The sequence below is a fragment of the Alkalicoccobacillus murimartini genome, assembly GCF_030813245.1.
GTDB classification, from domain to species: domain Bacteria; phylum Bacillota; class Bacilli; order Bacillales; family Bacillaceae_D; genus Alkalicoccobacillus; species Alkalicoccobacillus murimartini.
This window is the reverse complement of record NZ_JAUSUA010000003.1, coordinates 371,306-392,264: the sequence shown is the minus strand read 5'-3', so window position 1 is coordinate 392,264 and position 20,959 is coordinate 371,306. Positions and strand designations below refer to the sequence as shown.

The 20,959-nt window shown below is 39.8% G+C and carries 19 protein-coding genes; 9 read left to right on the top strand and 10 right to left on the bottom strand.

The genetic code is table 11. The features are described 5' to 3' along the window. Positions 1–140: 140 nt before the first annotated feature. The 3 genes from rarD to J2S05_RS12690 all read left to right on the top strand — a co-directional run bounded on the left by rarD (position 141) and on the right by J2S05_RS12690 (position 3,423). Positions 141–1,061, top strand: a complete 921-nt coding sequence (rarD, locus tag J2S05_RS12700) for an EamA family transporter RarD (RefSeq protein ID WP_306983341.1) — start codon at positions 141–143, stop codon at positions 1,059–1,061. 25 nt (positions 1,062–1,086) lie between these two features. Beyond that, positions 1,087–2,124, top strand: coding sequence for a lactonase family protein (locus tag J2S05_RS12695; protein WP_306983340.1), 1,038 nt, complete (start codon positions 1,087–1,089; stop codon positions 2,122–2,124). Between the two features lie 84 nt (positions 2,125–2,208). Further along, on the top strand, positions 2,209–3,423 hold the full coding sequence (locus J2S05_RS12690) for a CynX/NimT family MFS transporter (protein ID WP_306983336.1): 1,215 nt from the start codon (positions 2,209–2,211) through the stop codon (positions 3,421–3,423). An 83-nt stretch (positions 3,424–3,506) separates the two neighbouring features. Here J2S05_RS12690 and J2S05_RS12685 read toward each other — a convergent pair whose 3' ends face one another. The 6 genes from J2S05_RS12685 to J2S05_RS12665 all read right to left on the bottom strand — a co-directional run bounded on the left by J2S05_RS12685 (position 3,507) and on the right by J2S05_RS12665 (position 10,039). Further along, entirely contained in the window at positions 3,507–4,076 is a 570-nt protein-coding gene (locus tag J2S05_RS12685) for a DUF2812 domain-containing protein (RefSeq protein ID WP_306983335.1), read from the bottom strand. A 9-nt stretch (positions 4,077–4,085) separates the two neighbouring features. Then, positions 4,086–4,349 carry a PadR family transcriptional regulator gene (locus J2S05_RS20485; RefSeq protein WP_370873646.1) on the bottom strand — a complete coding sequence of 88 codons (264 nt, stop codon included), beginning with the start codon at positions 4,347–4,349 and terminating at the stop codon, positions 4,086–4,088. Positions 4,350–4,545: 196 nt separating this feature from the next. Then, entirely contained in the window at positions 4,546–5,661 is a 1,116-nt protein-coding gene (gene ald, locus J2S05_RS12680; protein WP_306983333.1) for an alanine dehydrogenase, read from the bottom strand. A 123-nt stretch (positions 5,662–5,784) separates the two neighbouring features. Continuing rightward, complete coding sequence (locus tag J2S05_RS12675; RefSeq protein WP_306983331.1) at positions 5,785–6,981, bottom strand: PucR family transcriptional regulator; 1,197 nt, start codon at positions 6,979–6,981, stop codon at positions 5,785–5,787. Between the two features lie 75 nt (positions 6,982–7,056). After that, a complete protein-coding gene (locus tag J2S05_RS12670; RefSeq protein WP_306983329.1) occupies positions 7,057–8,484 on the bottom strand; it encodes a cryptochrome/photolyase family protein in 1,428 nt (475 codons plus the stop codon). 340 nt (positions 8,485–8,824) lie between these two features. Then, a complete protein-coding gene (locus tag J2S05_RS12665; protein WP_306983327.1) occupies positions 8,825–10,039 on the bottom strand; it encodes a threonine synthase in 1,215 nt (404 codons plus the stop codon). Positions 10,040–10,642: 603 nt separating this feature from the next. Between J2S05_RS12665 and J2S05_RS12660 the strand changes: the two genes are divergently transcribed. Both J2S05_RS12660 and J2S05_RS12655 read left to right on the top strand, forming a co-directional pair. Then, positions 10,643–10,768: a hypothetical protein gene (locus J2S05_RS12660; RefSeq protein ID WP_306983325.1), complete on the top strand. Its 126-nt coding sequence runs from the start codon at positions 10,643–10,645 to the stop codon at positions 10,766–10,768. 6 nt (positions 10,769–10,774) lie between these two features. Further along, positions 10,775–11,410, top strand: coding sequence for a protein kinase family protein (locus tag J2S05_RS12655; protein WP_306983324.1), 636 nt, complete (start codon positions 10,775–10,777; stop codon positions 11,408–11,410). A gap of 37 nt (positions 11,411–11,447) precedes the next feature. Here J2S05_RS12655 and J2S05_RS12650 read toward each other — a convergent pair whose 3' ends face one another. Together J2S05_RS12650 and J2S05_RS12645 are read right to left on the bottom strand one after the other, a co-directional pair. Next, entirely contained in the window at positions 11,448–12,293 is an 846-nt protein-coding gene (locus tag J2S05_RS12650; RefSeq protein ID WP_306983322.1) for a sulfurtransferase, read from the bottom strand. Positions 12,294–12,411: 118 nt separating this feature from the next. Further along, entirely contained in the window at positions 12,412–14,637 is a 2,226-nt protein-coding gene (locus J2S05_RS12645; RefSeq protein WP_306983320.1) for a glycosyltransferase, read from the bottom strand. Positions 14,638–14,863: 226 nt separating this feature from the next. On the opposite strand from J2S05_RS12645, the gene J2S05_RS12640 reads away from it, so the two are divergent. Then, on the top strand, positions 14,864–16,195 hold the full coding sequence (locus J2S05_RS12640) for an APC family permease (protein ID WP_306983318.1): 1,332 nt from the start codon (positions 14,864–14,866) through the stop codon (positions 16,193–16,195). 146 nt (positions 16,196–16,341) lie between these two features. Further along, positions 16,342–16,917 carry a M15 family metallopeptidase gene (locus J2S05_RS12635; protein WP_306983315.1) on the top strand — a complete coding sequence of 192 codons (576 nt, stop codon included), beginning with the start codon at positions 16,342–16,344 and terminating at the stop codon, positions 16,915–16,917. A gap of 12 nt (positions 16,918–16,929) precedes the next feature. Here J2S05_RS12635 and J2S05_RS12630 read toward each other — a convergent pair whose 3' ends face one another. Continuing rightward, positions 16,930–17,670, bottom strand: coding sequence for an NAD-dependent protein deacylase (locus tag J2S05_RS12630; protein ID WP_306983313.1), 741 nt, complete (start codon positions 17,668–17,670; stop codon positions 16,930–16,932). A gap of 427 nt (positions 17,671–18,097) precedes the next feature. Here J2S05_RS12630 and J2S05_RS12625 point away from each other — a divergent pair, with 427 nt between their 5' ends. Both J2S05_RS12625 and J2S05_RS12620 read left to right on the top strand, forming a co-directional pair. Then, positions 18,098–19,339, top strand: coding sequence for a helix-turn-helix domain-containing protein (locus J2S05_RS12625; RefSeq protein ID WP_306983311.1), 1,242 nt, complete (start codon positions 18,098–18,100; stop codon positions 19,337–19,339). Between the two features lie 19 nt (positions 19,340–19,358). Beyond that, entirely contained in the window at positions 19,359–19,502 is a 144-nt protein-coding gene (locus J2S05_RS12620) for a hypothetical protein (RefSeq protein ID WP_306983309.1), read from the top strand. A gap of 43 nt (positions 19,503–19,545) precedes the next feature. Here the strand turns inward: J2S05_RS12620 and J2S05_RS12615 are convergent, their stop codons facing one another. Then, positions 19,546–20,661, bottom strand: coding sequence for a S8 family peptidase (locus tag J2S05_RS12615; RefSeq protein WP_306983307.1), 1,116 nt, complete (start codon positions 20,659–20,661; stop codon positions 19,546–19,548). Between the last annotated feature and the right edge of the window lie 298 nt (positions 20,662–20,959).

Genomic DNA, 20,959 nt, shown 5'->3' with positions numbered 1-20,959 from the left:
TCCCAGCTCACTCCCCCACATTCCTTTCCTTTTCATTCAATATCCCCCACTCCAAGCTTCAATTCTTTCTTTTCTCCAATTAGTTGAGGTATGATGAGGGTACATAATGTATTGAAAATTCGAGTAAATCAGGTGAACGAATGCAAAAGCAAAATGAGTCTGTTTTGGCTGTTTTATTGGGGGCCGGAGCGTATGTATTATGGGGTGTGATGCCTCTTTATTGGAAAATGGCAGGGGATGTGTCGTCTGCTGAGGTATTGGCTTATCGGATCATATGGGCGTTTGTTTTTATGGTGCTGGCCCTTGTCTTAATGGGTAAGCTGACAGAGGTTCTACGTGAAATGAAAGTTGTCTGGCAAAATAAAAAAAGCCTGATTGCGATCACTGCAGCGTCTGTCTTGATCACTGCTAATTGGTTTATCTTTATTTTTGCGGTTAATAGTGATCGCATTATTGATGCAAGTCTTGGTTATTATATAAATCCACTAATGAATGTGCTTTTAGCAACGATTATTTTAAAAGAACAGTTAACAAAGCTTGAAAAATCAGCTGTCGCCTTAGCATTTGTTGGTGTCGTCATCTTGACTCTTTATTATGGGCATGTGCCTTGGGCTTCACTTTTATTGGCTACGACTTTTTGCACATATGGGTTTATCAAACGGTCTGTCCCTATTCGACCGTGGACTGGATTAACCGTTGAAACGCTCTTAATGGCACCTTTTGCTTTAGTTTTTCTTTACTTTTTACCTGAGGCTTCGTATTTTTCTGAATCGACGACTACCATGCTTGTTCTTGCGGGAACTGGTATCATTACAGCTGTGCCACTGCTTCTTTTTGCAGCGGCTGCCCAAAAACTGAGCTTCACCGTGATTGGTTTCTTGCAGTATATTGCTCCAACATTTATGCTAATTATCGGAGTGTTCATCTATCATGAGCCATTCTCAAATGTTCAATTGGCAGCGTTCATCTGTATCTGGACAGCATTAAGTTTATTTACGTATTCAAAGCTAAACACAAGACGTCGTTTAAAAAAGTTAGCTAAGACTCAAATGCCAGCATAACGACCAACTGAAGGGAGACAGACCAATGAGTTTATTTAGAGGTTATATTGGAACGTATACAAAAGAGGATAGTAAAGGAATTTATACATTTACACTTGATACTGAAAGTAAAACACTGAGTTCGCCTGAGGTTGCAGCGGAGCTAGGAAATCCTACATACGTCAATTTAGATGAGGATCAGACGCACCTTTATTCTGTTATAAAGGATGGATCAGAAGGCGGTGTAGCTTCTTATAAAATCGACTCAGACACAGGTAAACTGACTCATCTCACTACTGAATTAACAGACGATGGTTCGCCTTGTCACGTTAGTGTAAGTGATTCAATAGCTGTTACAGCCAACTACCATAGTGGACGCATTACACTCTTTCCACTGCAAGCGGATGGAGGCGTCACACCAGCTGCCTCATTTGCACAGCATGAAGGTACTGGGCCACATGATCGCCAGGAAAAACCACATGCGCATTTTGCTGGATTTACACCGGATAACCAATATGTTGTAGCTGTTGATCTTGGAACAGATCAACTTGTGACCTATACGTATGATAACGAAAAGCTGACGGAGGCTGGCAGCTATTCTTTTAATCCTGGTTCTGGTCCGAGACATTTAGCTTTCCATCCTAAAGAGAAATATGTATATGTCTTTACTGAGCTGAGCAATGAGATTGTCACACTGGCTTATGACGACGTGCCTAATGCATTTACTGAGGTACAAGTTGTTTCCACACTTCCTGATGACTTTCTTGAGAACAGCCAAGGTAGTGCCATTCATGTTTCTTCAGATGGACGTTTTGTCTATGCCGCCAACAGAGGGCATGACAGCATTGTTGTCTACGAAGTTAATCCTTACTCAGGTGAATTAACGTTGATCCAACGAGTTCCTTCAGCGGGTAACTGGCCACGCGATTTTGTGCTCGATCCAACAGAGGCGTTTGTCGTTGTATCTAATGAAGAAACTGGAAACCTTGTTCTATTTGAACGCAATCAAGAAGACGGAACCTTAAAGCAGCTCTCCTCTTCAATTGAGGTTTCTAAGCCAGTATGTATCAAATTTTTAAAGTAAACGAGTAAAAAAGGCTTCTGTACAGCTTTTTCTGTGCAGGGGCCCATTTTTTGGGTTCGTTCAAACTAAAGGAGTCACACCATCATGTCTCAACATCAATCTTTCTTTTCAAATAAAAAACAATGGCTGCTTATCCTAGGCATCGCAGTTATTGCGTTTAATCTGCGACCTGCAATTACGTCTGTTGGTCCAGTCATTGCTTCTATCCGCACTGATTTTGGCTTATCGAATGGGACAGCGGGATTGATCACAACACTTCCGTTACTTTCGTTCGCACTACTTTCTCCCCTTGCACCTAAAATTGGACAGAAGTTAGGGTTTGAAGGGGCGATCGTCGCAGGATTATTTGTTCTTTTTATCGGTATTCTTCTTCGGGCAACCGGTCTACTTTCGTTTTTATTTATCGGTACAGCCTTAATTGGTATTGGAATTGCGATATGTAATGTACTCTTACCAGGGCTTGCAAAGCTTCATTTTCCGTTAAAAGTTGGATTAATTACCAGCGTCTATTCCACGCTCATGTCAGTTTTTGCAGCATTAGCATCAGGAATTACCGTGCCTCTTGCAGAAGGAGTTGGTCTTGGCTGGAATACGACATTACTCTTATGGGCCGCGCTTGTTCTAGTTGGACTAGCCGTTTGGGTACCACAATTACGCGGTAAAAATAGCGAACCAAGCGCAGCACAGGTACAACCATTATCCAGTTCTCTATGGCGGTCTGCTATCGCTTGGCAGGTAACTCTTTTTATGGGATTACAGTCATTCCTTTTTTACTCATCTGTAGCATGGCTCCCTGAAATCATGCAAAGTCACGGTATGGAAGTAGCCACTGCGGGCTGGATGCTTTCACTCATGCAATTTGCCGGACTACCAGGGAATTTCTTGGCTCCTATACTTGCCGGGAGAATGACAGATCAACGAGCACTCATCATAGGAATTAGTATCCTCTATACGCTTGGAATATCCGGACTACTCATCGGGGGAAGCACTGCTTTTCTCATTGTATCCATTATTCTTATGGGCTTAGCCTCGGGCTCGAGTATTAGCTTAGCCCTTACGCTGATTGGTTTACGTAGTGCCACGGCAAAACAAGCTTCAAAACTTTCAGGTATGGCGCAATCACTCGGGTACTTATTGGCTGCAGCAGGACCGATTGCGGTTGGACTCCTATTCGACTTTTTTCATACCTGGACCGCGCCACTCCTCCTATTTATCATTATTCTGATCGCTATGGTCATTACAGGACTTGGTGCAGGACGAAACCAATATGCCACTCGTGACCTTGAACCAACTGAATAAGCATATGAAAAAGAGACACAAAGAATTTGTGTCTCTTTCTTTCTATAATCAAAATACCATCAGAAGGTAATGATAAGGGACTATTAATCTAACGTTGCAGCTTTAGAATAGGCGTTAAATGTTTTTCTACATTTTAAATAATCAAGTAAGTACTTGAAGCTACCAAAAAACGTCATAAAGCCTACTCCCATAAAAACAGACTGTCTAAAGATGAAGTATAAAAGAATTAAGATGAAGCACAATGATAAGGTAATAATAAAATATAAGAGAGAGTGAGTCATCTTTCGCTTTTCCCTTCCTGCAAGGGAGAGTGAATCAGAAAAAATATGATCTTTCTTATTAGTAGATGTAGTATAGAATATATGTTTAGTATAGTTTTTTCCTTTTGAAAGAATCGTCCATCCTGTCTCATTAAATAACTCTTTATATTCATCATATTCTTCTTTATTTTTTAATTCCCTATAGTCAATTCTATATATGATGCTTTCATCTGTTTCGCTAGTTAATTGAAAAGAATATGTAGATTCATCAAACTCTTCAGAGTCATATTTACTAAGTTTCCAGCCCTTCTTGAACATCTCCAGTAACCATTCTTCTTCTTTTTCGAATGAAGAGAATCGTTTGCTCACTGTCTTCTTATTTTTATTCTTCATGATTGCCCCCTAATCTTTTATAACCATTTTTGAAAACTCTATTAAATTTTTATAGCGCAAATACTCCAACTCCAATATTTTTATGCCATTCTCAGTGATTGCATATGTCTTTTTATTTCGCATTGCTTCCTCTTTTAAGGTAACAATATACGACTGTTTTTCTAGTTTTTTTAATACGCCATATAAGGTTCCCGGAGCTAATTCAACCATCTCATTGGTTAGTGAAAGTACTTCTTTTATAATCCCATAACCATGAAGCGGTTCCTTGTACAGTGCCAGTAATATTAAATAGGTTTGCTCTGATAATGGATTAATTCAAGATTCCTCCCCATAGTTCGAGTGTCGATATATCAATACTCGAACTATACAATTATAAATTACATTTGTCAATATTTGTTTTTTATTTAATTAACCTCCTAATGCTTGCAACAAAAAAAGACCACATCTAAGATGTGGTCTACTTTCTCCCCTACCTGAATGCTTCATCTAACGTAGCATAGGTATAACCAAGATCACGCGCGACTGCTTCGTACGTGATTTTACCATTCGCAACATTCAAACCAAGGGCTAAGGATGGATTGTCTAAAAGAGCTTGTTTTGGCCCTTTATCAGCAATCAACTTTGCATATGGAATTGTAACATTAGTTAAGGCAATCGTAGATGTACGAGGCACTGCACCTGGCATGTTGGCTACGGCGTAATGAATGATGTCATGTTTCGTGTAAGTTGGGTCATCATGTGTCGTGATTGTATCAGCCGTCTCAATAATACCGCCTTGATCTATCGCCACATCCACAACAACACTGCCTGTTTTCATTGATTTGATCATCTCTTCTGAGACAAGCTTTGGTGCCTTAGCTCCGGGGATCAGTACCGCACCAATGACAAGATCTGCCTCTTGGACAGCAGCAGCAATATTTAACGGATTCGACATAATCGTATGAACATCTCTACCAAACTGATCGTCAATTTGTCTTAATCGTTCCGCGCTCAGATCAAGCATTGTAACGTCTGCTCCGAGCCCTACAGCAATTTTAGCCGCATTTGTCCCGACAACTCCGCCACCGATAATGGCTACTTTTCCCCGTTTTACTCCTGGTACACCACCTAAAAGGATGCCCTTGCCTCCTTTTGGTTTCTCAAGAAATTGAGCACCAATTTGTGTGGCCATACGTCCAGCGACTTCGCTCATTGGTGTTAACAACGGAAGCGTACGATTCACTTCCACTGTTTCATACGCGATGGCTGTGACACCTGTATCTGCCAATGCTTTTGCAAGCTTTGGTTCAGCTGCAAGATGCAAATAGGTAAACAGAATGAGCCCCGTGCGGAAATACTCATATTCCGACTCTAGCGGTTCTTTCACCTTTATGATCATCTCAGCAACCTGCCATGTCTCCTTAGCAGTTGCCGCAACGGTCGCACCAGCCGATTCATACTCGGCGTCTGAGAAGCCACTTCCCTCTCCAGCCCCAGCCTCAATAAAAAGCTGATGTCCTCCATTTACTAAGGTTGTAATTCCCGCAGGTGTAATGGCTACACGGTTTTCATTGTTTTTAATTTCTTTTGGTATCGCAATAATCATGTCCATTCCTCCTACACTCTCTACTATTCCCAATTATAGTATAGAAAAAGCAAGACAATTTGGCATCGTGAGAATTCCAAAAGATCCATGGATTACGTTGTTTATTTTAACGAACAAAATGACTTACGGTTCCATCATAATAATATCAAGATATAGACCCATGCGCTGCAGTGGATCCTTTAACGAAAAAGAACCTATACTCTCAAGACGTTTGACTCTATAGGTTAAGGTATTTGCATGTACATGAAGTAGTTTAGCCACTTCATTCATATTCCCATCTCTTTTCAAGAAGACAACAAGTGTCTCATACAGCTGAGTTCCTTGTTTAGCATCGTATTGCTGAATCAATCCGATTCCGGGGTGTACATGATTTGAACGGTCTAATTGCTCCACATATTTAAATACACCTAGATCTTGATACACGTGAGCCGTATCCAACTCTTCAGGAAAACGTTTCTTTAAGGCAAGGATACGAAGTGCTTCTTGATAGCTTTTAGAGATGCTATCAAAACCCTGCACATAAGAACCACAACAACTTTCCTTCTGCTTTATGACAAACCGTTCTTGTAGTTTCCCTGTTAGCTTTCTCAAAAACTGATGACGATCTACATCCTTCTCAGCCTTTACCAAACATACCAACTGTCGATCATCCCACAAGAACAATGGAATCGTGTCTGGATAAGAAGCTTGCACCATATAGTCAATCTGTCTTTTCGATTCCTCGTTCTGTTCATCAAAGACCAATAAACTAATATATACGGTCTCATCTGCTTGAACTTGGGCGAGGTGCTGTTCCGATTTAATCTTTTCTGTATGCTCACCAAGTAATAGCTGCCACAACAATTCTTGACGGCTTTGATGCGTTTTCTTACGCTGTCTGCTCCGTTTAAGTAATTCTTTTTTTGCTGTTGCCGCTGCATCTTTTAGCAGCTCGAGTTCGGCATCCAAAAGCCTTTGCTGATCATCTGACACCCAGATATAGCCAAGCACCTCTTCATGCTTCCAGATGGAAACGGCTACCCGACTACCCAACCCAAATTCGGGTATCTCGGGGACACGAACTGGCTGTCGGGTTTGATTTAACGTTGGAATAATCCCGTCTTTCCAAAATCGATTGATTAGCTTTTCTGGAACACGACGAGAAATAATCGTAGAGATTCTTGCTTCATCTGCGCCATCTCCATGCGTGCTATAAGCAAGCAGTTGATGATTCGCATCTTCAATCGTCACGGGACAATGAAGGTGGTAACTAATCATCTCTGCAAATTCCTCAAGTGAACGAAAAGGCTGGCGAAAAACATGAGATGTCGTATGTGTCATAGCATTCCTCTCAATCTTACGTGTTGAGACTTTTACCTAATTATAGCAAGTGAGCGAACGATTTGACTATAGACATTAGCCCTTCTCCTTATATAGCTCAAGTGCACGCTTGCGCATCGTATCATGATCGACAATTGGGTTTGGATAATCCTCACCGATCCTGCATCCCACCTCTTCCTGCATCTCGCTTGGCATCTTCCAAGGCGTATGGATATATTTTTTAGGTACATCCTTCAGTTGCGGTAGGTATTTTCTAATAAAATTTCCCTCTGCATCAAATCGTTCTGATTGACGAGTGGGGTTAAAGATTCGAAAATATGGAGCTGCATCTGTTCCAGTAGAAGACGCCCATTGCCACCCTCCAATATTGGAAGCCGGTTCATAATCAATCAGCTGCTCCTCAAAATATCGCTCTCCTTCTCTCCAATCAATTAATAGATCCTTCGTTAAAAATGAAGCGACAGCCATTCGTAAGCGATTGTGCATCCATCCGATCTGATTTAGTTGCTTCATCGCCGCATCAATAAGCGGATACCCGGTTACTCCTTCTTTCCATGCCTGTAACAGCTCTTCATCAACATTCCAATCCATTCCTCGATACTTCTCAATCAGCTCCATATCTTTACTTTCAGGATATTGGAAATAAATCATATTATAAAAGTCACGCCAAGCTAGCTCTTGAATGTAGGTATCGGGTCCTTCGCTATTGTTTTGCTCACCTAATTCATCCACAATCGTGTGGTAAACAGTACGAGTCGAAACGGCTCCTGTGCGTAAGTATGGGGATAGGAGACTTGTACCTGATATGGCTGGAAAATCTCTCTTATTATGATAATCGTACATTTTCGAGTGCGTAAAGTCCTCCAACCGCTTAAGACCTTCTTGCTCGCCGGCATACTTCCATTTTCCCGTTTTTCTTTCCATCAAGTTCTTGTAGGCTTCAGCACCACTGCTAAATTTTCCCCTTTGATCCGTTGCGTACTCTTTCAACTTCGCAAGATCAACGTGCTGGATCGACGGTTTATTTAACTGACGCCACTGCTTATAGTAAGAAGAAAACACTTTATAGAGATCTCCATCTTGCTTCTTTACTTCTTCCGCTGCGTGAATCGTATGATCAAGACACGGGTAAACGGCAACTGATGTTGAATCAAAGAAATCGATTACTTTCTGATCTCTTTCTGCCCCACCGCCTGTTTCGTCCGCGTTAAAATAGAGCTGATCTAGATCAGTCAGTTGATTTTTGAGCTGACTAAATGCGTCCTCAAGGGATCCCGTTACAAAATGGATCGGAAATCCGTTCTCTTCACAATGATCCACATGTTTCATTAATGTCTCATAATAATAATCATGTCTTGCTGTAAATGACTCATTTAAATTCGGTTGAATAAAAAATAATCCTACAATTCGATCACCCTTCGTCAAAGATTGTAATGCCTTTGAAAGGGCAGTGTGATCATGTATTCGCAAATCTCTTCTAAACCAAACAACGGTTGTTCCCATCTTTTCGCCTGCCTTCATCTATCAGTTCTTTTCTATTTCCTTCTTTTACATAATATAAACAGAATGGCCTTGATTTTATCAGTGGGATTAATTTACATGTTTCATTTTTGTGAATTAAGGAATTGTAGGAGTAAGAAAAGCGAAAGGATGATGAAAAATGTTTCGTACAATTCTAATGATTATTGGTGCTATTGTAGTAATTAGTGCAGTTCTATCCTTTGTATTTTAAAACGTTTTATCGCAATCATATATTAAGAAGCTGACCCAGTGCGGGCAGCTTTTTTTTTGTGTAAACATCAAAAACCGGTACAGGTTAATTTTGTACCGGTTCGTCCATCCATTAAGGTCGTGTTAAAGGCTCTCCCTTTTTTAAAACAGGTGGATGTGATTCAACAGTATCAGGATATTTAATCCCCTGACCTGTATTTAAGACTACCACCGTCTCTTCTTCGCCAATCCACGCTTTATTCTTCAGCTCTCTAGCTGCAGCAAACGCCGCTGCTCCCTCCGGGCAAATAAAAGCGCCTTCGATCTGCGCAATCGTGTGAAGCTCCTTGAGCATTGTTTGATCGTCAATCGCAACCGCACAGCCGTTTGTTTGATAAATTGCATCAAGGACTAAAAAGTCACCAATAGCTTTTGGTACATTAATACCAAACGCTTGAGTCTCTGAGTTCTCCCAATAGTCGGATGAAGATTTCTTATCCTGCCAAGCTTGTACAATAGGCGCACATCCTGTGGATTGTACAGCAACTAAACGTGGCAGGTTGCCTTCAATCCAGCCCATTTCTTTTAGTTCTAATAACGCTTTATAAATACCAATTAAACCAACCCCACCACCAGTAGGATACAGAATGACATTAGGCATCGCCCAATTCATTTGCTCAGCCAGTTCAAGGCCCATTGTTTTTTTTCCTTCTATACGATATGGCTCTTTTAATGTGGACGCATCATATAGACCAAAATCTTTTACAGCTTGGGCTACAGTTTTTCCAGCATCACTAATTAATCCATCAATTAAATGAAGGTTAGCCCCAGCCACTACACACTCTCTACGCGTAATTTCTGGTGCATCTACAGGCATCACAATCGTTGCCTTAATTCCTGCACGTGCGGCATATAAAGACCAGGCAGCACCTGCATTACCATTCGTCGGCATCGCAATCTCTTCCACGCCTAATTCCTTCGCTTTTGAGATACCCACGGCCGCTCCCCTAGCTTTAAATGAACCGCTTGGCACCATGCCCTCATCCTTCATATATAAATGAAACAAACCTATCTCTTTTCCAAGCTTCGCCATAGGCACGAGTGGAGTCATACCTTCTCCAAGACTGACTACATTAGCCGTATCCTCTACAGGTAGCCATTCGTGGTATCTCCATAGGTTTTGTTCGCGTTCAACTAGAGCATCTGGCTTAATATCGCGTCCCAGTGCCTCTAAATCATACCGAACTAATAAAGGGGATCCGCACTCACATAGGTGATGCACCTCATCTTTACGATAAATCAAATCACACTTTGGACATTCTAGATGCGAAACATAGCTGTATCTCATACCCAATCCTCCCCTAATACTCGTCTACTTTTCCCCTTCAAAAAAAGCTGTACCAGTCACAAGGACACTAGGTACAGCAGGTAAATCAAAATGATCGTATTAATCCTGTTGATCTCTAAGATCATTCATATCATCATTTATTTTATCAATTTCATCCTTCTTCTCATCATCGTCTAAATCATCATCTTCTTCAACCTTTTTAATGTCTTTCTCTTTAATTCGGATCTTCAGACCTATGTCTTCTAGTTCATTTGACTTCTTCCATGCTTATATTCATACACCGACTCACCATTCCTCATCGTCCTACTAGAGAGCATGATTTCATGATGGAATTGTAAGATATCGTGTAAAACACTAGAAATGATTGACGACTCGTTAGGATCGATCTATACTAACGATACTAATCAAATACCCCAAAGGGGAGTAGCAGTTCAGCATCTGTCGTCATTACAGGGATATCACCCTCGGCACTGCTGGCAACAGAAATTTGTTGTTTGCGAGACCTTTGTCACTAGCGTGTGGCAAAGGTCTCTTTTTATATTCAGAAGACCTTAGCCTCAGTGGCTAAGGTCTTCTTTTGATTAAAGAGAGGAGAGTGGAAGAATGTCTAAATTAATCAAGCTGCTGCGACATCCAATGGTCAAAAAGGGGATACGTGAGGCTGAAAAGCATGTATTACCTCGTATAAAACAAGAACTAGCTAAACGAAAACAGCCTAAAAAGGGGTAGATACACATGCAAAAAAAGGCGCACTGTCGAAGTATCCCTGTTAAGCGCCTTGTTCAGAGTGTTCGCTTTGCCAAACAAGGCAAACATACTCGAGTTATAGCCTTTGACCCTAGTCTTACGTTAGTAGGTAGTGGCAGAAGTGCCTATGTTTTTAAGCTACCGGGAGAAAATAAAGCACTTAAGGTTTTTTATCCGCCTTATGAACAGCTTGCCGTGCAGGAAGCAGATATCTATCAACAGTTATCTGGTACATCTCATTATCCCATTTTCCATGAGTCAGGCGATGGTTATCTAGTAATTGACTACATTGAGGGCAGTACCTTTTTTCAATGTTTAGTTCAAGGTAAAGTGGTTGATTCGAAACAGATAGAACAAGTTGATTTAGCCATTGAGGAAGCCTATTCAGCAGGTCTTAATCCCTCAGATATCCATCTGCATAACTTGATTTTAACAAATGATGGTTCTGTTAAAGTCATAGATGTAGCCAGGTTTAAGCAAACAAAGCAGTGTACCCAATGGTTTGATTTGAAGCAGGCTTTTACACGTTATTATTCCAAACGATTTTTCCCGAAACGATTACCTGCATTTGTTTTGAATAGTATTTCAACCTGTTATAAAAAAACGAGAAATGCTCACGAATAAATATCTTTTCAACAAAAATAAGATGGCCGTGGCCATCTTATTTTTGTTCCCCTACTTCAATTGGACTATCCTCGTAGCTCACCCAATCACTCCAGCTACCAGAGTATAGCTTCACATCCTCAAATCCAGCTTCTTTTAGTGCAAGTACATTCGGACAAGCGGTGACACCTGATCCACAATACACAATTAGCTCTTTGTCTCGAGGCAACCCGTGAAAATGTTCAGCAAGTGCCTCGCCCTTTTTCCAGTTTCCAGAATCATCAAGAAGATCTTCCCAAAAATAATTAATAGCTCCGGGAATATGCCCACCCTTTGCATCCAGTGGTTCTGTTGCACCTGAGTATCTCTTTGGGGCACGCGCATCAATAATGACTGAATCCTCCCTGCCAATCCGTTGTAGAACCTCATCACGTGTGAGACGCTGACCTTGTTTTAGATTGGGAACAAAAGAGCTTGGCTCAGTTGTTGGATTTTCAGTAGACGTTGGAAGACCTGCCTCTTGCCAGGCTTCAAACCCACCTTCCAAGATATGAGTTTTGTTATGACCTAAATAATCAAGTTGCCACCAAAGTCGGCTTGCAAATGAGCCATTTTTTTGATCATACGCAATCACTGTTGTGTCCTGATCAATCCCCAGCTCACCAAGCAGCTTTGATATGGTTTCTGTCTCGGGAATAGGATGTCGTCCGCCATGTTCTCCGCCTGTAGATGATAAATCTTTTCCTAAACTAAGATAAATGGCACCCGGTATGTGGGCTGCGTGATAGAGTTCTCTTCCCTTTTCGGGTTCCGTAAGTACATATCGAACATCAATCACTACAACAGAATTCGGATCTGTCTCAAGTAAATGCTGAAGCTCATGCGTCTTTATCAACGTATTCATGAATACTCAACCCCTTAAATCCTTATTTTCTTCATCGTAGCATACATCCATTACAGTCTGGAGAAAAACGCTTAGTACAAAAAGGGCTCAGTGAGATTTCCTCACTGAGCTCCAGCTATTATGCGACAAACTTCAACCCAATGACCCGGCTTCTTCCCTTTCGACGAACCCAGCATATTTTAGCGCTTCGTTCAGACAATTCTCTTTCGTCCGTCGTTACTTTAACAATCTGATCGACTCGTAGCGTTCGATTCAATCGAACACTACAGCCTGCTTCACTATAATCCAATACCGTTGCATCAACAGTTTGTCCATCTACATGCAATTGTCCAGATAGAGTGACATTCTCACGGATTACTTGACGATTAAAGGTTGGATCGGCCTTTTTAGTGCGTTTTAAGAATCGATACATTGCTGTAGTTAAATAAGCTTTTTCATAGTACTTCTCAATCCCAGCATTAACTGGTTCACTAAACAACACACGAATAATTTCTGCATATTGTACTTGAGTTGGGTGAGTGAATGTTAGACCCATCTGAAGCTTTCCATCTCTCTGATTGATCCATTTCTTTTCTACCTTTAAATCTTTCACTCCTGCAAACGACACTGTAAACTCTGTTTCGTTGGACAAGTAGCTTTGAAGCGTAAGAGCATCTAGTTCAATTCTTGCTCCGCTTTCACTAATATTTACTATCTCAAAGGATACAGATGCTTCTGGACCATTTAAGACACCCTGCAGGTCAACAGAAAACCGCTCAGAATTGCGATGTCTTGGTCGCTCAAATGATAGAAACACAGCTAGAATAATGGCCATAGCATTATACAAAACCCAGAAGATATTAATATATAGGACATCTAGATTCACATTATACCGTTCAGGATAGACATAATAGAGGCCCACCTTCACTAAAGCAAATGCTGTTAATCCAGCCAAAAATAGATAAGGTAAACTTGTTACCCATAGGAAACGCCGTCTATCATTTTGTACACCTTTACGTGTCACATTAAATTTGAATTTCTTCTTTAAGAAAACCTCTGATAGAACAGACATTGCCATATAAGGAGCCATCGCCACTTCATAAACATGACTCCACATGACCGTTCGTTTCTTATCTGCCACAGCCTTAAACATGAGCTGAGAAGAGATAAACGCAGGAATCCAGAACCAAAGTAATTGATCAAAAGCTACGTCTAAGCTGTAAATATTAAAGACGAGAAACAGCAATGGTGCAAGAAGAAATACCATTTTATAAATTCCGAAGAACCAGTAATGAATGCCATCCATATAAAGAAGCTTCTGCATGAAGCTTAGCCCCTTCATCTTTAGAGGATTCCACTTACGCACAACCTGAATATTCCCTCGACACCAGCGATCACGTTGCTTTAACAGATCCGCATACGTCTCCGGAGATAAGCCTACAGCTAAGGTTTCATTGACAAAGGCTGATTTTCGATTATCGGATTGAAGCAACATTCCTGTCGCCATATCTTCCGTAATTACACCTGTGGCAAATCCTCCAACTTCATCTAAAGCGGTTCTTCGAAATAAGGCGTTACTGCCAACATACATCGTTGCATTAAACCGGTCCTTACCTTGTTCCAACTGACGCATAAAGAAATCCTGTTCATTTGTTATTCGATCTTCAAAGAACAAGTTATATTGGAATGGATCATCATTATAGAATACCTGTGGAGCTTGAACAAAAACCATCTCTTCATCTGAAAAATGACCAACTGTTCTCTCAAGAAAATTGGCTTGCGGAACCATATCGGCATCCATTGTAACAACAATTTCCCCAGATGATTTCGTTAAAGCATGGTTTAAGTTCCCAGCTTTAGCATGACTATTATCTTTACGATCTATATAGGAAATACCGAACTCTTCACAAAGCTCTCTTACACTTGAACGTCTGCCATCATCACATACATAAATGGTCACCAAGTTTTTCGGATAACGAATTAACGTACACGCGGCAATGGTTCGTTTAAGTAAATCCTCTGATTCATTATACGTTGCTATAAAAATATCTACTGTTGGTAACGTTTCTAATTTCGACAGAGGCACGTGCTTCCTCTTAAAAGGCCTCCAGGAAATAATACTGAAAACGATCGATTGCAGAAAACCAGCGACTTCCGTTAATAGAAGTAGAACACCCGCGATAATACTAATTGTGTTCATTGTAGGTAGTGTATACACTGCACGCCATCCAAGATAAATAGCATTAATAGATAAGAATAGAATAATTAAAACTTGCTTAGACCAATGGAATTTTTTAGATAAGAGATAAAAAAGTAATAAACCAACACTGGAAAGGACTAACCATTCAAACAAACCATTTTCCATATCTAGCAATCCTCCTCAAATAGACATGTGTCTATATAACTAGATTTATGGATTCATACTATAATTCTAACGCTTAAAAAGCAATAGAATTTTAGACAATAACTACAGATATTCTCCTTTTTTCTCCTGTTACCGTTTTCATTAGAAATACCATCAAAAAAACAGTTGCGGTGTACTCTCTTTTTGACTAAAATAAATCTCAGTCAAATTAAAGGATGTGGTTAACTTGGAGAAAGAACAGAAATTAAAGCGTACGCTTACGCTGGTTCCGCTAATCGTTATCGGACTAGCCTATATGGATCCGCTTGTTGTATTTGATTCCTACGGGATCGTTGCTCAATTAACACAGGGACACGTGGCAGCTGCCTATATTTTTACAATCGTAGCTCTTTTACTTACAGCTTTTAGCTACGGAAAAATGGTGCAGGCCTATCCTAATGCGGGCTCAGCGTATACGTATGCGCAAAAAAGTATTCACCCCCATGCTGGCTTTTTAGCAGGATGGACGTTATTACTAGATTATTTATTTTTACCGATGGTCAATTTCGCTATTGGTGCAGCTTATCTAGAAGCAGCTTTCCCTTCGATTCCTCCTTTCTTATGGGTGGTAGTTCTAGCATTAGCTATCACGACCATTAACGTTTTTGGAATTAAATTAACAGCTAATATATCTGCCATTTTGGTTACATTTCAAGTCATTGTCGCTTTAGTGTTTGTAGGATTTATTATTAAAGGCTTAACAACAGGACTAGGAACTGGCGACGTTTTCTCACCAGCCCCTTTTTATAATTCATCCCTTGATATGTCGCTCATCTTCACAGGCGCTTCGATTCTATGCTTTTCATTCCTTGGATTCGATGCTATTTCGACCATGTCAGAAGAAACGATTAATCCGAAGAAAAACATCCCGCGAGCCATCTTTCTAGTGGTGTTGATCGGCGGGGTTCTCTTCACCGTCACATCTTATTTTTTACATCAGGTCTATCCAAACTTTCAGAATTACGTAAATGCAGAAGCCATATCACTTGAGATAGCATTTTATGTAGGTGGAAGCTTTTTGCATGCCTTATTCTTAGCAGGAACTATGGTAGCCGTTATATCCTCCTCCCTCTCTTCACATGCAAGTGCATCAAGATTGCTGTTTGCGATGGGACGAGATGATTCACTACCCAAACGATACTTTGGTTACATTCACCCAACATTAAAAACACCAATATTTAATGTACTTTTTATTGGTGCGATCTCATTAACGGCGATTTTTGGTGAATTAGAAATTATCTATTCCTTCATTAGTTTCGGTGCATTAATTGGATTTACAAGTGTAAATGCTTCCGTTATAGCCCACTATTATATAAGAGGCAAACAACGTAGCTTCACCCAAAGCCTTAGATATCTATTAATCCCTGGTGCAGGTGCCGCGTTCTGTATTTGGCTGCTAGGAAGTATTAGTACGAACGCATTAATCATTGGCGTAGCTTGGTTATTACTTGGATTGATTTACTTCATTATAAAGATCCGTCGTAATCCTGACTTTGTCTTAAACTTGCAAGAGAAATAGAAGTATACAGTAAAAAAGTGATCCTTAGGGGTCGCTTTTTTGTGTTGCCTTACATTATTTTCATAGAATGTTCAGTACAAAAATCTGCTAATCTACGTTACAATAGGTGGAGTTTCGACAAAACTCAGAAAAAGGAGTTTCATAGTATGAAAGCAAAAATAGGGATAGCTATTTCATGGGGATTCATTCTCCTTACCTTATGTCTCTTTCTAGTGATTCTCTATCAGGAGAAAAAGCTGGAAGGTCCACATGAAGCCTTTGCGAAAGAAAATGAGGACATGGCCCCCCCATCAGATCTTCATCCTGTAGTTGCTGAGAAATCAGATCAATTGATAGAAGAGGCTGAAAAAAAGAATATTCAAGTTGTCATTACAGACGACTTTCGAACATCAGAAGATCAGGATTCACTTTATGATAAAGGAAGAGAGTCAAGCGGAAGAGTTGTTACTCATGCTAAAGGTGGCGAGTCTTACCACAATTATGGATTGGCTATAGACTTTGCACTCAAAACGGATAATGGGGATGTCATTTGGGATCTCGACTATGACGGAAACAATAATGGTGAAGCTGACTGGATGGAAGTCGTCGCCATAGCAAAGGACCTTGGTTTCACATGGGGTGGTGATTGGACACGGTTCAAGGACTATCCACATCTACAGATGGACTTTGGATATAGCATTAATGACTTGCAACGAGGTGCCTATCCTCATCATGATGAATAACTTCACCCTCTATTAGAAGAGCTTGTGATTTAACAACTGCACCGTTTCACTTAAGTCACCAAACACTTTACAGTCAAATAAAGAATCCATAACCGTTTCTTCACGATTTATGATTGCTGTAGGAATGTGTACATCATATACAGCATATTCAGGCAGAAGGTTAAAAGGGCTCACTTGTAACGAAGTACCCATCGTAAGTAAAAGCTCACTTGATTGAACACACACTTCTGCCTGCCCATGCTTAGTAATCGGATCACCAAAAAGAACGACGTCTGGTCTCACTATGACTCTACACTCATCACGGAAACAGCGCGGTGTCTCTTCTGCCAAAATCCTCTCTAATGTCATGCTTGTACCACAACTAGGACATGTCGCGGTATCTAAAGAACCATGATACTCAATAATGTCACTGCTAAACGCTGCTTTATGAAGCCCGTCAACATTTTGTGTAATAACATAGATTCTCTTCTCCAACTTTTCAAGGTCTCTCAAAAAATAATGAACAGGATTTGGTTCAAAATCCTTCAACAACTTAATGCGAAAGATCTCTTTATACTTTTTCCAAAAATCCACCGGATCCTCTGAAAAATACCGATTAGACATATAATATTCTCTGGAACGGTCCTCCGACCATAATCCATTTGCTGATCTAAAATCGGGGATACCACTAGCTGTAGAAACACCCGCACCCGTTAGAACCGTTATCGTCGAAGCTGACTCAATCATTTCTGTTAGTTGTATTAGCGACTTCATCATGTATTCTCCTTCGCCAAAAGTATTCGTTTCCTAAGTATATCAAATCAAAAGGTTTCACTAAATAATCGTTTGTATACCCTAATACAGCAGGCTTTATGCTAAACTAATCGTATATTTCCCAACCCCTACCCATCCATATGCAATCACACACATTGCCTAACATAAAAGGATATATGACCTACCAAATCTCCATATGATATCTGCCTTATCGTATATTTCCATTATTCTATACCAATGGGCTTCATTCCCCTAATTATTCCAATATATTTCTTGATAATAGAGTAATTGCTTGCTACAATCGCCTTACATAAGAGATTAGGCCTAGTAGTTGACCGTGTTTTTCCCAACAGAAAAACGCCATAATCTTCACCAAATTAACTGATTTTGCTTTATAATGAAATCTATAGACACAGGTTGGTGAATCATGGAATTTGGACCTATTATCAAATACTATCGACTAAAAAGTGGGATCACCCAAGCAGAATTAGCAGACGGAATTTGCTCCATCCCTCACCTATCAAAGATCGAGAACAATGCATACAGCGTGAACAAAGAAACAGCAGCATTGCTGATGGAAAGACTTGGTTTGGATATTAATGATGAGGTTGAGCGGTATGGGGTTTTAGAAGAAAGACTTGAAGAATTTATTGATGCTTTATTCTATTTCGAGTTAGATAAAGCAGATGAATTAAGACTAGAACTCGAAGTTGATGAAGAATATTATAGTAAAACAAACCTTGTTAATCTCTATCATATTTACATGGGTAGATATTTCTTTACTAAGTTAGATATAAACTCTGCTCAAATCCATTTACAAATTCTTGAGAGAAATCGTTCTAATTTATCTCCGATTGAAGAGCTTTTGTTCGGATACATCTCGGGTAGCACCTTTTACCAAAAAGGAAAATATAGAGAAGCTTTAGACTATTACTTGAAATTAAAAACTAATAACATCTCTAGTAATACCTCTATAAGTATGAAAGAAATCTCTTACCAAATCGCCTTATGCTATAGTGCTTTAGGTCAAAGTGAAAATTCAATACCATATGCTCAAGAAGCTCTTTATTTTTATAAGGAAAAGGATAATTTCATACGAATTATTCATACTCAGATGCTTCAAGCGATTAATTATGAAAGTATCAAACTTTATGAAGAAGCTAAAAACAACTATAATGCTATTCTAAGAAACACAAAACTTCTAAACTTAGAAGATTTATATTTTAAATGCCTTTTCAATTATTCACTATTACTTAGTGAAACAAACGAACATACTAAAGCCATTAAGTATTTCAAGATGTGTATCAACTATTTTAAGGATCAAAGTGAAGGTCAGATTATTGCAATAATTGAGTTAGCGAAAGTATTAATAAAGGCTGATATTAAAAACAATGAATTAGAAAATTATATCGAACAATTAAAGAAATATAAAGAAACAGAAAATATCACAAAAAGAACTAAGCTTCTAATAAAAGAACAAATTTTAAATTATGAGAAAGATTCAGAGAAAATTTATTCTTTCTATGAAAAAGAACTTATTCCTTTCATAGAAAAATCAAAAGATGAAATATATTTCCGTCATTACACACTTAGCTTAGCAAAATGGTATGACTCAAAAAATGATATTACTATGGCTCACCGTTATTATAAACTTTATAGTCTTTACTAATAAAAAGGAGGAAAATTTTATGAAAAGCTTAGTGAAAATGGGATTGACTTTTACAATTGTTGGGGTGCTTGCTTTCTCTTTTAATGATGTAACGTTTTCTTCTATCGCATATGAATTTACTATTCTAGGTGGAAGTCCATCTGTAATGCTACCTCCAAACTAAATAAAAAAACTCTCCTTTATGGAGAGTTTTTTTATTTCCTTACTTACCTACCAACTGCCGCCTCTGCATTTACCAATCCACTACCAAAGAATTCTTCATTGCCAAGTGGTGTGGCTGTTTCTTGCAGGATCTGTCCAATTTCTTGTGCGGATGCTGATGGGTTTGTCGCTTGTACTAGTGCTGCAACTCCAGCTACGTGTGGAGAAGCCATGGATGTTCCACTTAGTTCTGTGTAACTACCTCCAGGATATGTGCTGAGTGTATCGACTCCTGGTGCAGCAATGTCATTTTCAGGTCCAAAGCTTGAGAAGTTGGCTTTGTTGTTAGCAGAGTCAACCGCTGCAACGGAAATGACATTGTCATAGGCTGCTGGGAAACCAATACCTCTTGTACCTGAGTTACCTGCTGCGGCTATGAGCAGCGTTCCTTGTTCTTCTGCGTAATCAGCTGCTTGTTCAAGTACAGTCGAGCCAGTTGGACCTCCCAAACTCAAATTCGCAATATCGATGCCTTGATCGGCTGCCCATTCAATTCCTGCTGCGATATCACTTGTATAACCGCTACCGAAGCTATCTAGTACTTTTACTGCATAGAGCTCGGCATCCGGTGCTACACCAATCACTCCTACTGAATTATCTAGTGCGGCCACCGTACCAGCTACATGAGTACCATGTCCATTTAAATCCTCATATGTTGGTTCCGAGCTTACAAAGCTTTCCCCACCTACTATATTTAGATCCTCATGCTCAGCAATACCTGTGTCAATAACGGCTACTGATACGCCTCCACCAAAATTACCAGCTTCATGTACAGCAGGCGCATTCACTTGTGGGATTCCATAAGGAACTTCTTGTAATGTACTCATCTTCACATCTTTTTCTACATATTCAACCGAAGCCTGAGCTTCTAATGCCTTTGCCTCTTCTTCAGACAGTTCAGCATTAATAACTGGTATATTCTCGTACTCTCGTAATATTTCTGCATCTACTTGGCTTTCAAGTGTTTCTGCCTGAGTAGAAAAAGTAGCGGCATCCGCTTCTTCTTTGAATCCTATCAGATACCTTTCCTTATCTTCTTCGGCTCCAGCAAGTGCCGGAACTGCTGATAGTGTTACCAGTACAGATAAGCCCACTGTCCATTTGCCTGCTTGAAATTTCATGAAACCCCTCCTAGTAGTTTGCCAGTCATTTTCTGGCTTGTTACCAACCCTAGCAAAAATATTCTTCACTGAGTATTGGGAAAATTCAAATGAACCTCTACTAAAGTAGAACAAATGGTCTCTCACTTCGCTTATTTATTTCTATCAACCACTCTTGATAATCAATTCTTATGGTTCTTCTTACTTAAGACTTTTCTCCATATAAAACGTTTCAGGTCTTCTACTAAACGTAGTCTTTGTCCTTTTAAAATCTCGTCATTATCGCACTTTACATGATTCATAATGTGTCTTTTGTGTG

What these genes read in the sequence shown, in the direction of transcription:
- ald (WP_306983333.1), bottom strand. Translation starts at nt 5,661, where the DNA reads ATGATTATTGCGATACCAAAAGAAATTAAAAACAATGAAAACCGTGTA.
- J2S05_RS12650 (WP_306983322.1), bottom strand. Translation starts at nt 12,293, where the DNA reads ATGAATACGTTGATAAAGACGCATGAGCTTCAGCATTTACTTGAGACA.
- J2S05_RS12685 (WP_306983335.1), bottom strand. Translation starts at nt 4,076, where the DNA reads ATGAAGAATAAAAATAAGAAGACAGTGAGCAAACGATTCTCTTCATTC.
- rarD (WP_306983341.1), top strand. Translation starts at nt 141, where the DNA reads ATGCAAAAGCAAAATGAGTCTGTTTTGGCTGTTTTATTGGGGGCCGGA.
- J2S05_RS12665 (WP_306983327.1), bottom strand. Translation starts at nt 10,039, where the DNA reads ATGAGATACAGCTATGTTTCGCATCTAGAATGTCCAAAGTGTGATTTG.
- J2S05_RS12630 (WP_306983313.1), bottom strand. Translation starts at nt 17,670, where the DNA reads ATGAAGTCGCTAATACAACTAACAGAAATGATTGAGTCAGCTTCGACG.
- J2S05_RS12655 (WP_306983324.1), top strand. Translation starts at nt 10,775, where the DNA reads ATGCAAAAAAAGGCGCACTGTCGAAGTATCCCTGTTAAGCGCCTTGTT.
- J2S05_RS12695 (WP_306983340.1), top strand. Translation starts at nt 1,087, where the DNA reads ATGAGTTTATTTAGAGGTTATATTGGAACGTATACAAAAGAGGATAGT.
- J2S05_RS12675 (WP_306983331.1), bottom strand. Translation starts at nt 6,981, where the DNA reads ATGACACATACGACATCTCATGTTTTTCGCCAGCCTTTTCGTTCACTT.
- J2S05_RS12620 (WP_306983309.1), top strand. Translation starts at nt 19,359, where the DNA reads ATGAAAAGCTTAGTGAAAATGGGATTGACTTTTACAATTGTTGGGGTG.
- J2S05_RS12635 (WP_306983315.1), top strand. Translation starts at nt 16,342, where the DNA reads ATGAAAGCAAAAATAGGGATAGCTATTTCATGGGGATTCATTCTCCTT.
- J2S05_RS12645 (WP_306983320.1), bottom strand. Translation starts at nt 14,637, where the DNA reads ATGGAAAATGGTTTGTTTGAATGGTTAGTCCTTTCCAGTGTTGGTTTA.
- J2S05_RS12615 (WP_306983307.1), bottom strand. Translation starts at nt 20,661, where the DNA reads ATGAAATTTCAAGCAGGCAAATGGACAGTGGGCTTATCTGTACTGGTA.
- J2S05_RS12625 (WP_306983311.1), top strand. Translation starts at nt 18,098, where the DNA reads ATGGAATTTGGACCTATTATCAAATACTATCGACTAAAAAGTGGGATC.
- J2S05_RS12660 (WP_306983325.1), top strand. Translation starts at nt 10,643, where the DNA reads ATGTCTAAATTAATCAAGCTGCTGCGACATCCAATGGTCAAAAAGGGG.
- J2S05_RS12690 (WP_306983336.1), top strand. Translation starts at nt 2,209, where the DNA reads ATGTCTCAACATCAATCTTTCTTTTCAAATAAAAAACAATGGCTGCTT.
- J2S05_RS12670 (WP_306983329.1), bottom strand. Translation starts at nt 8,484, where the DNA reads ATGGGAACAACCGTTGTTTGGTTTAGAAGAGATTTGCGAATACATGAT.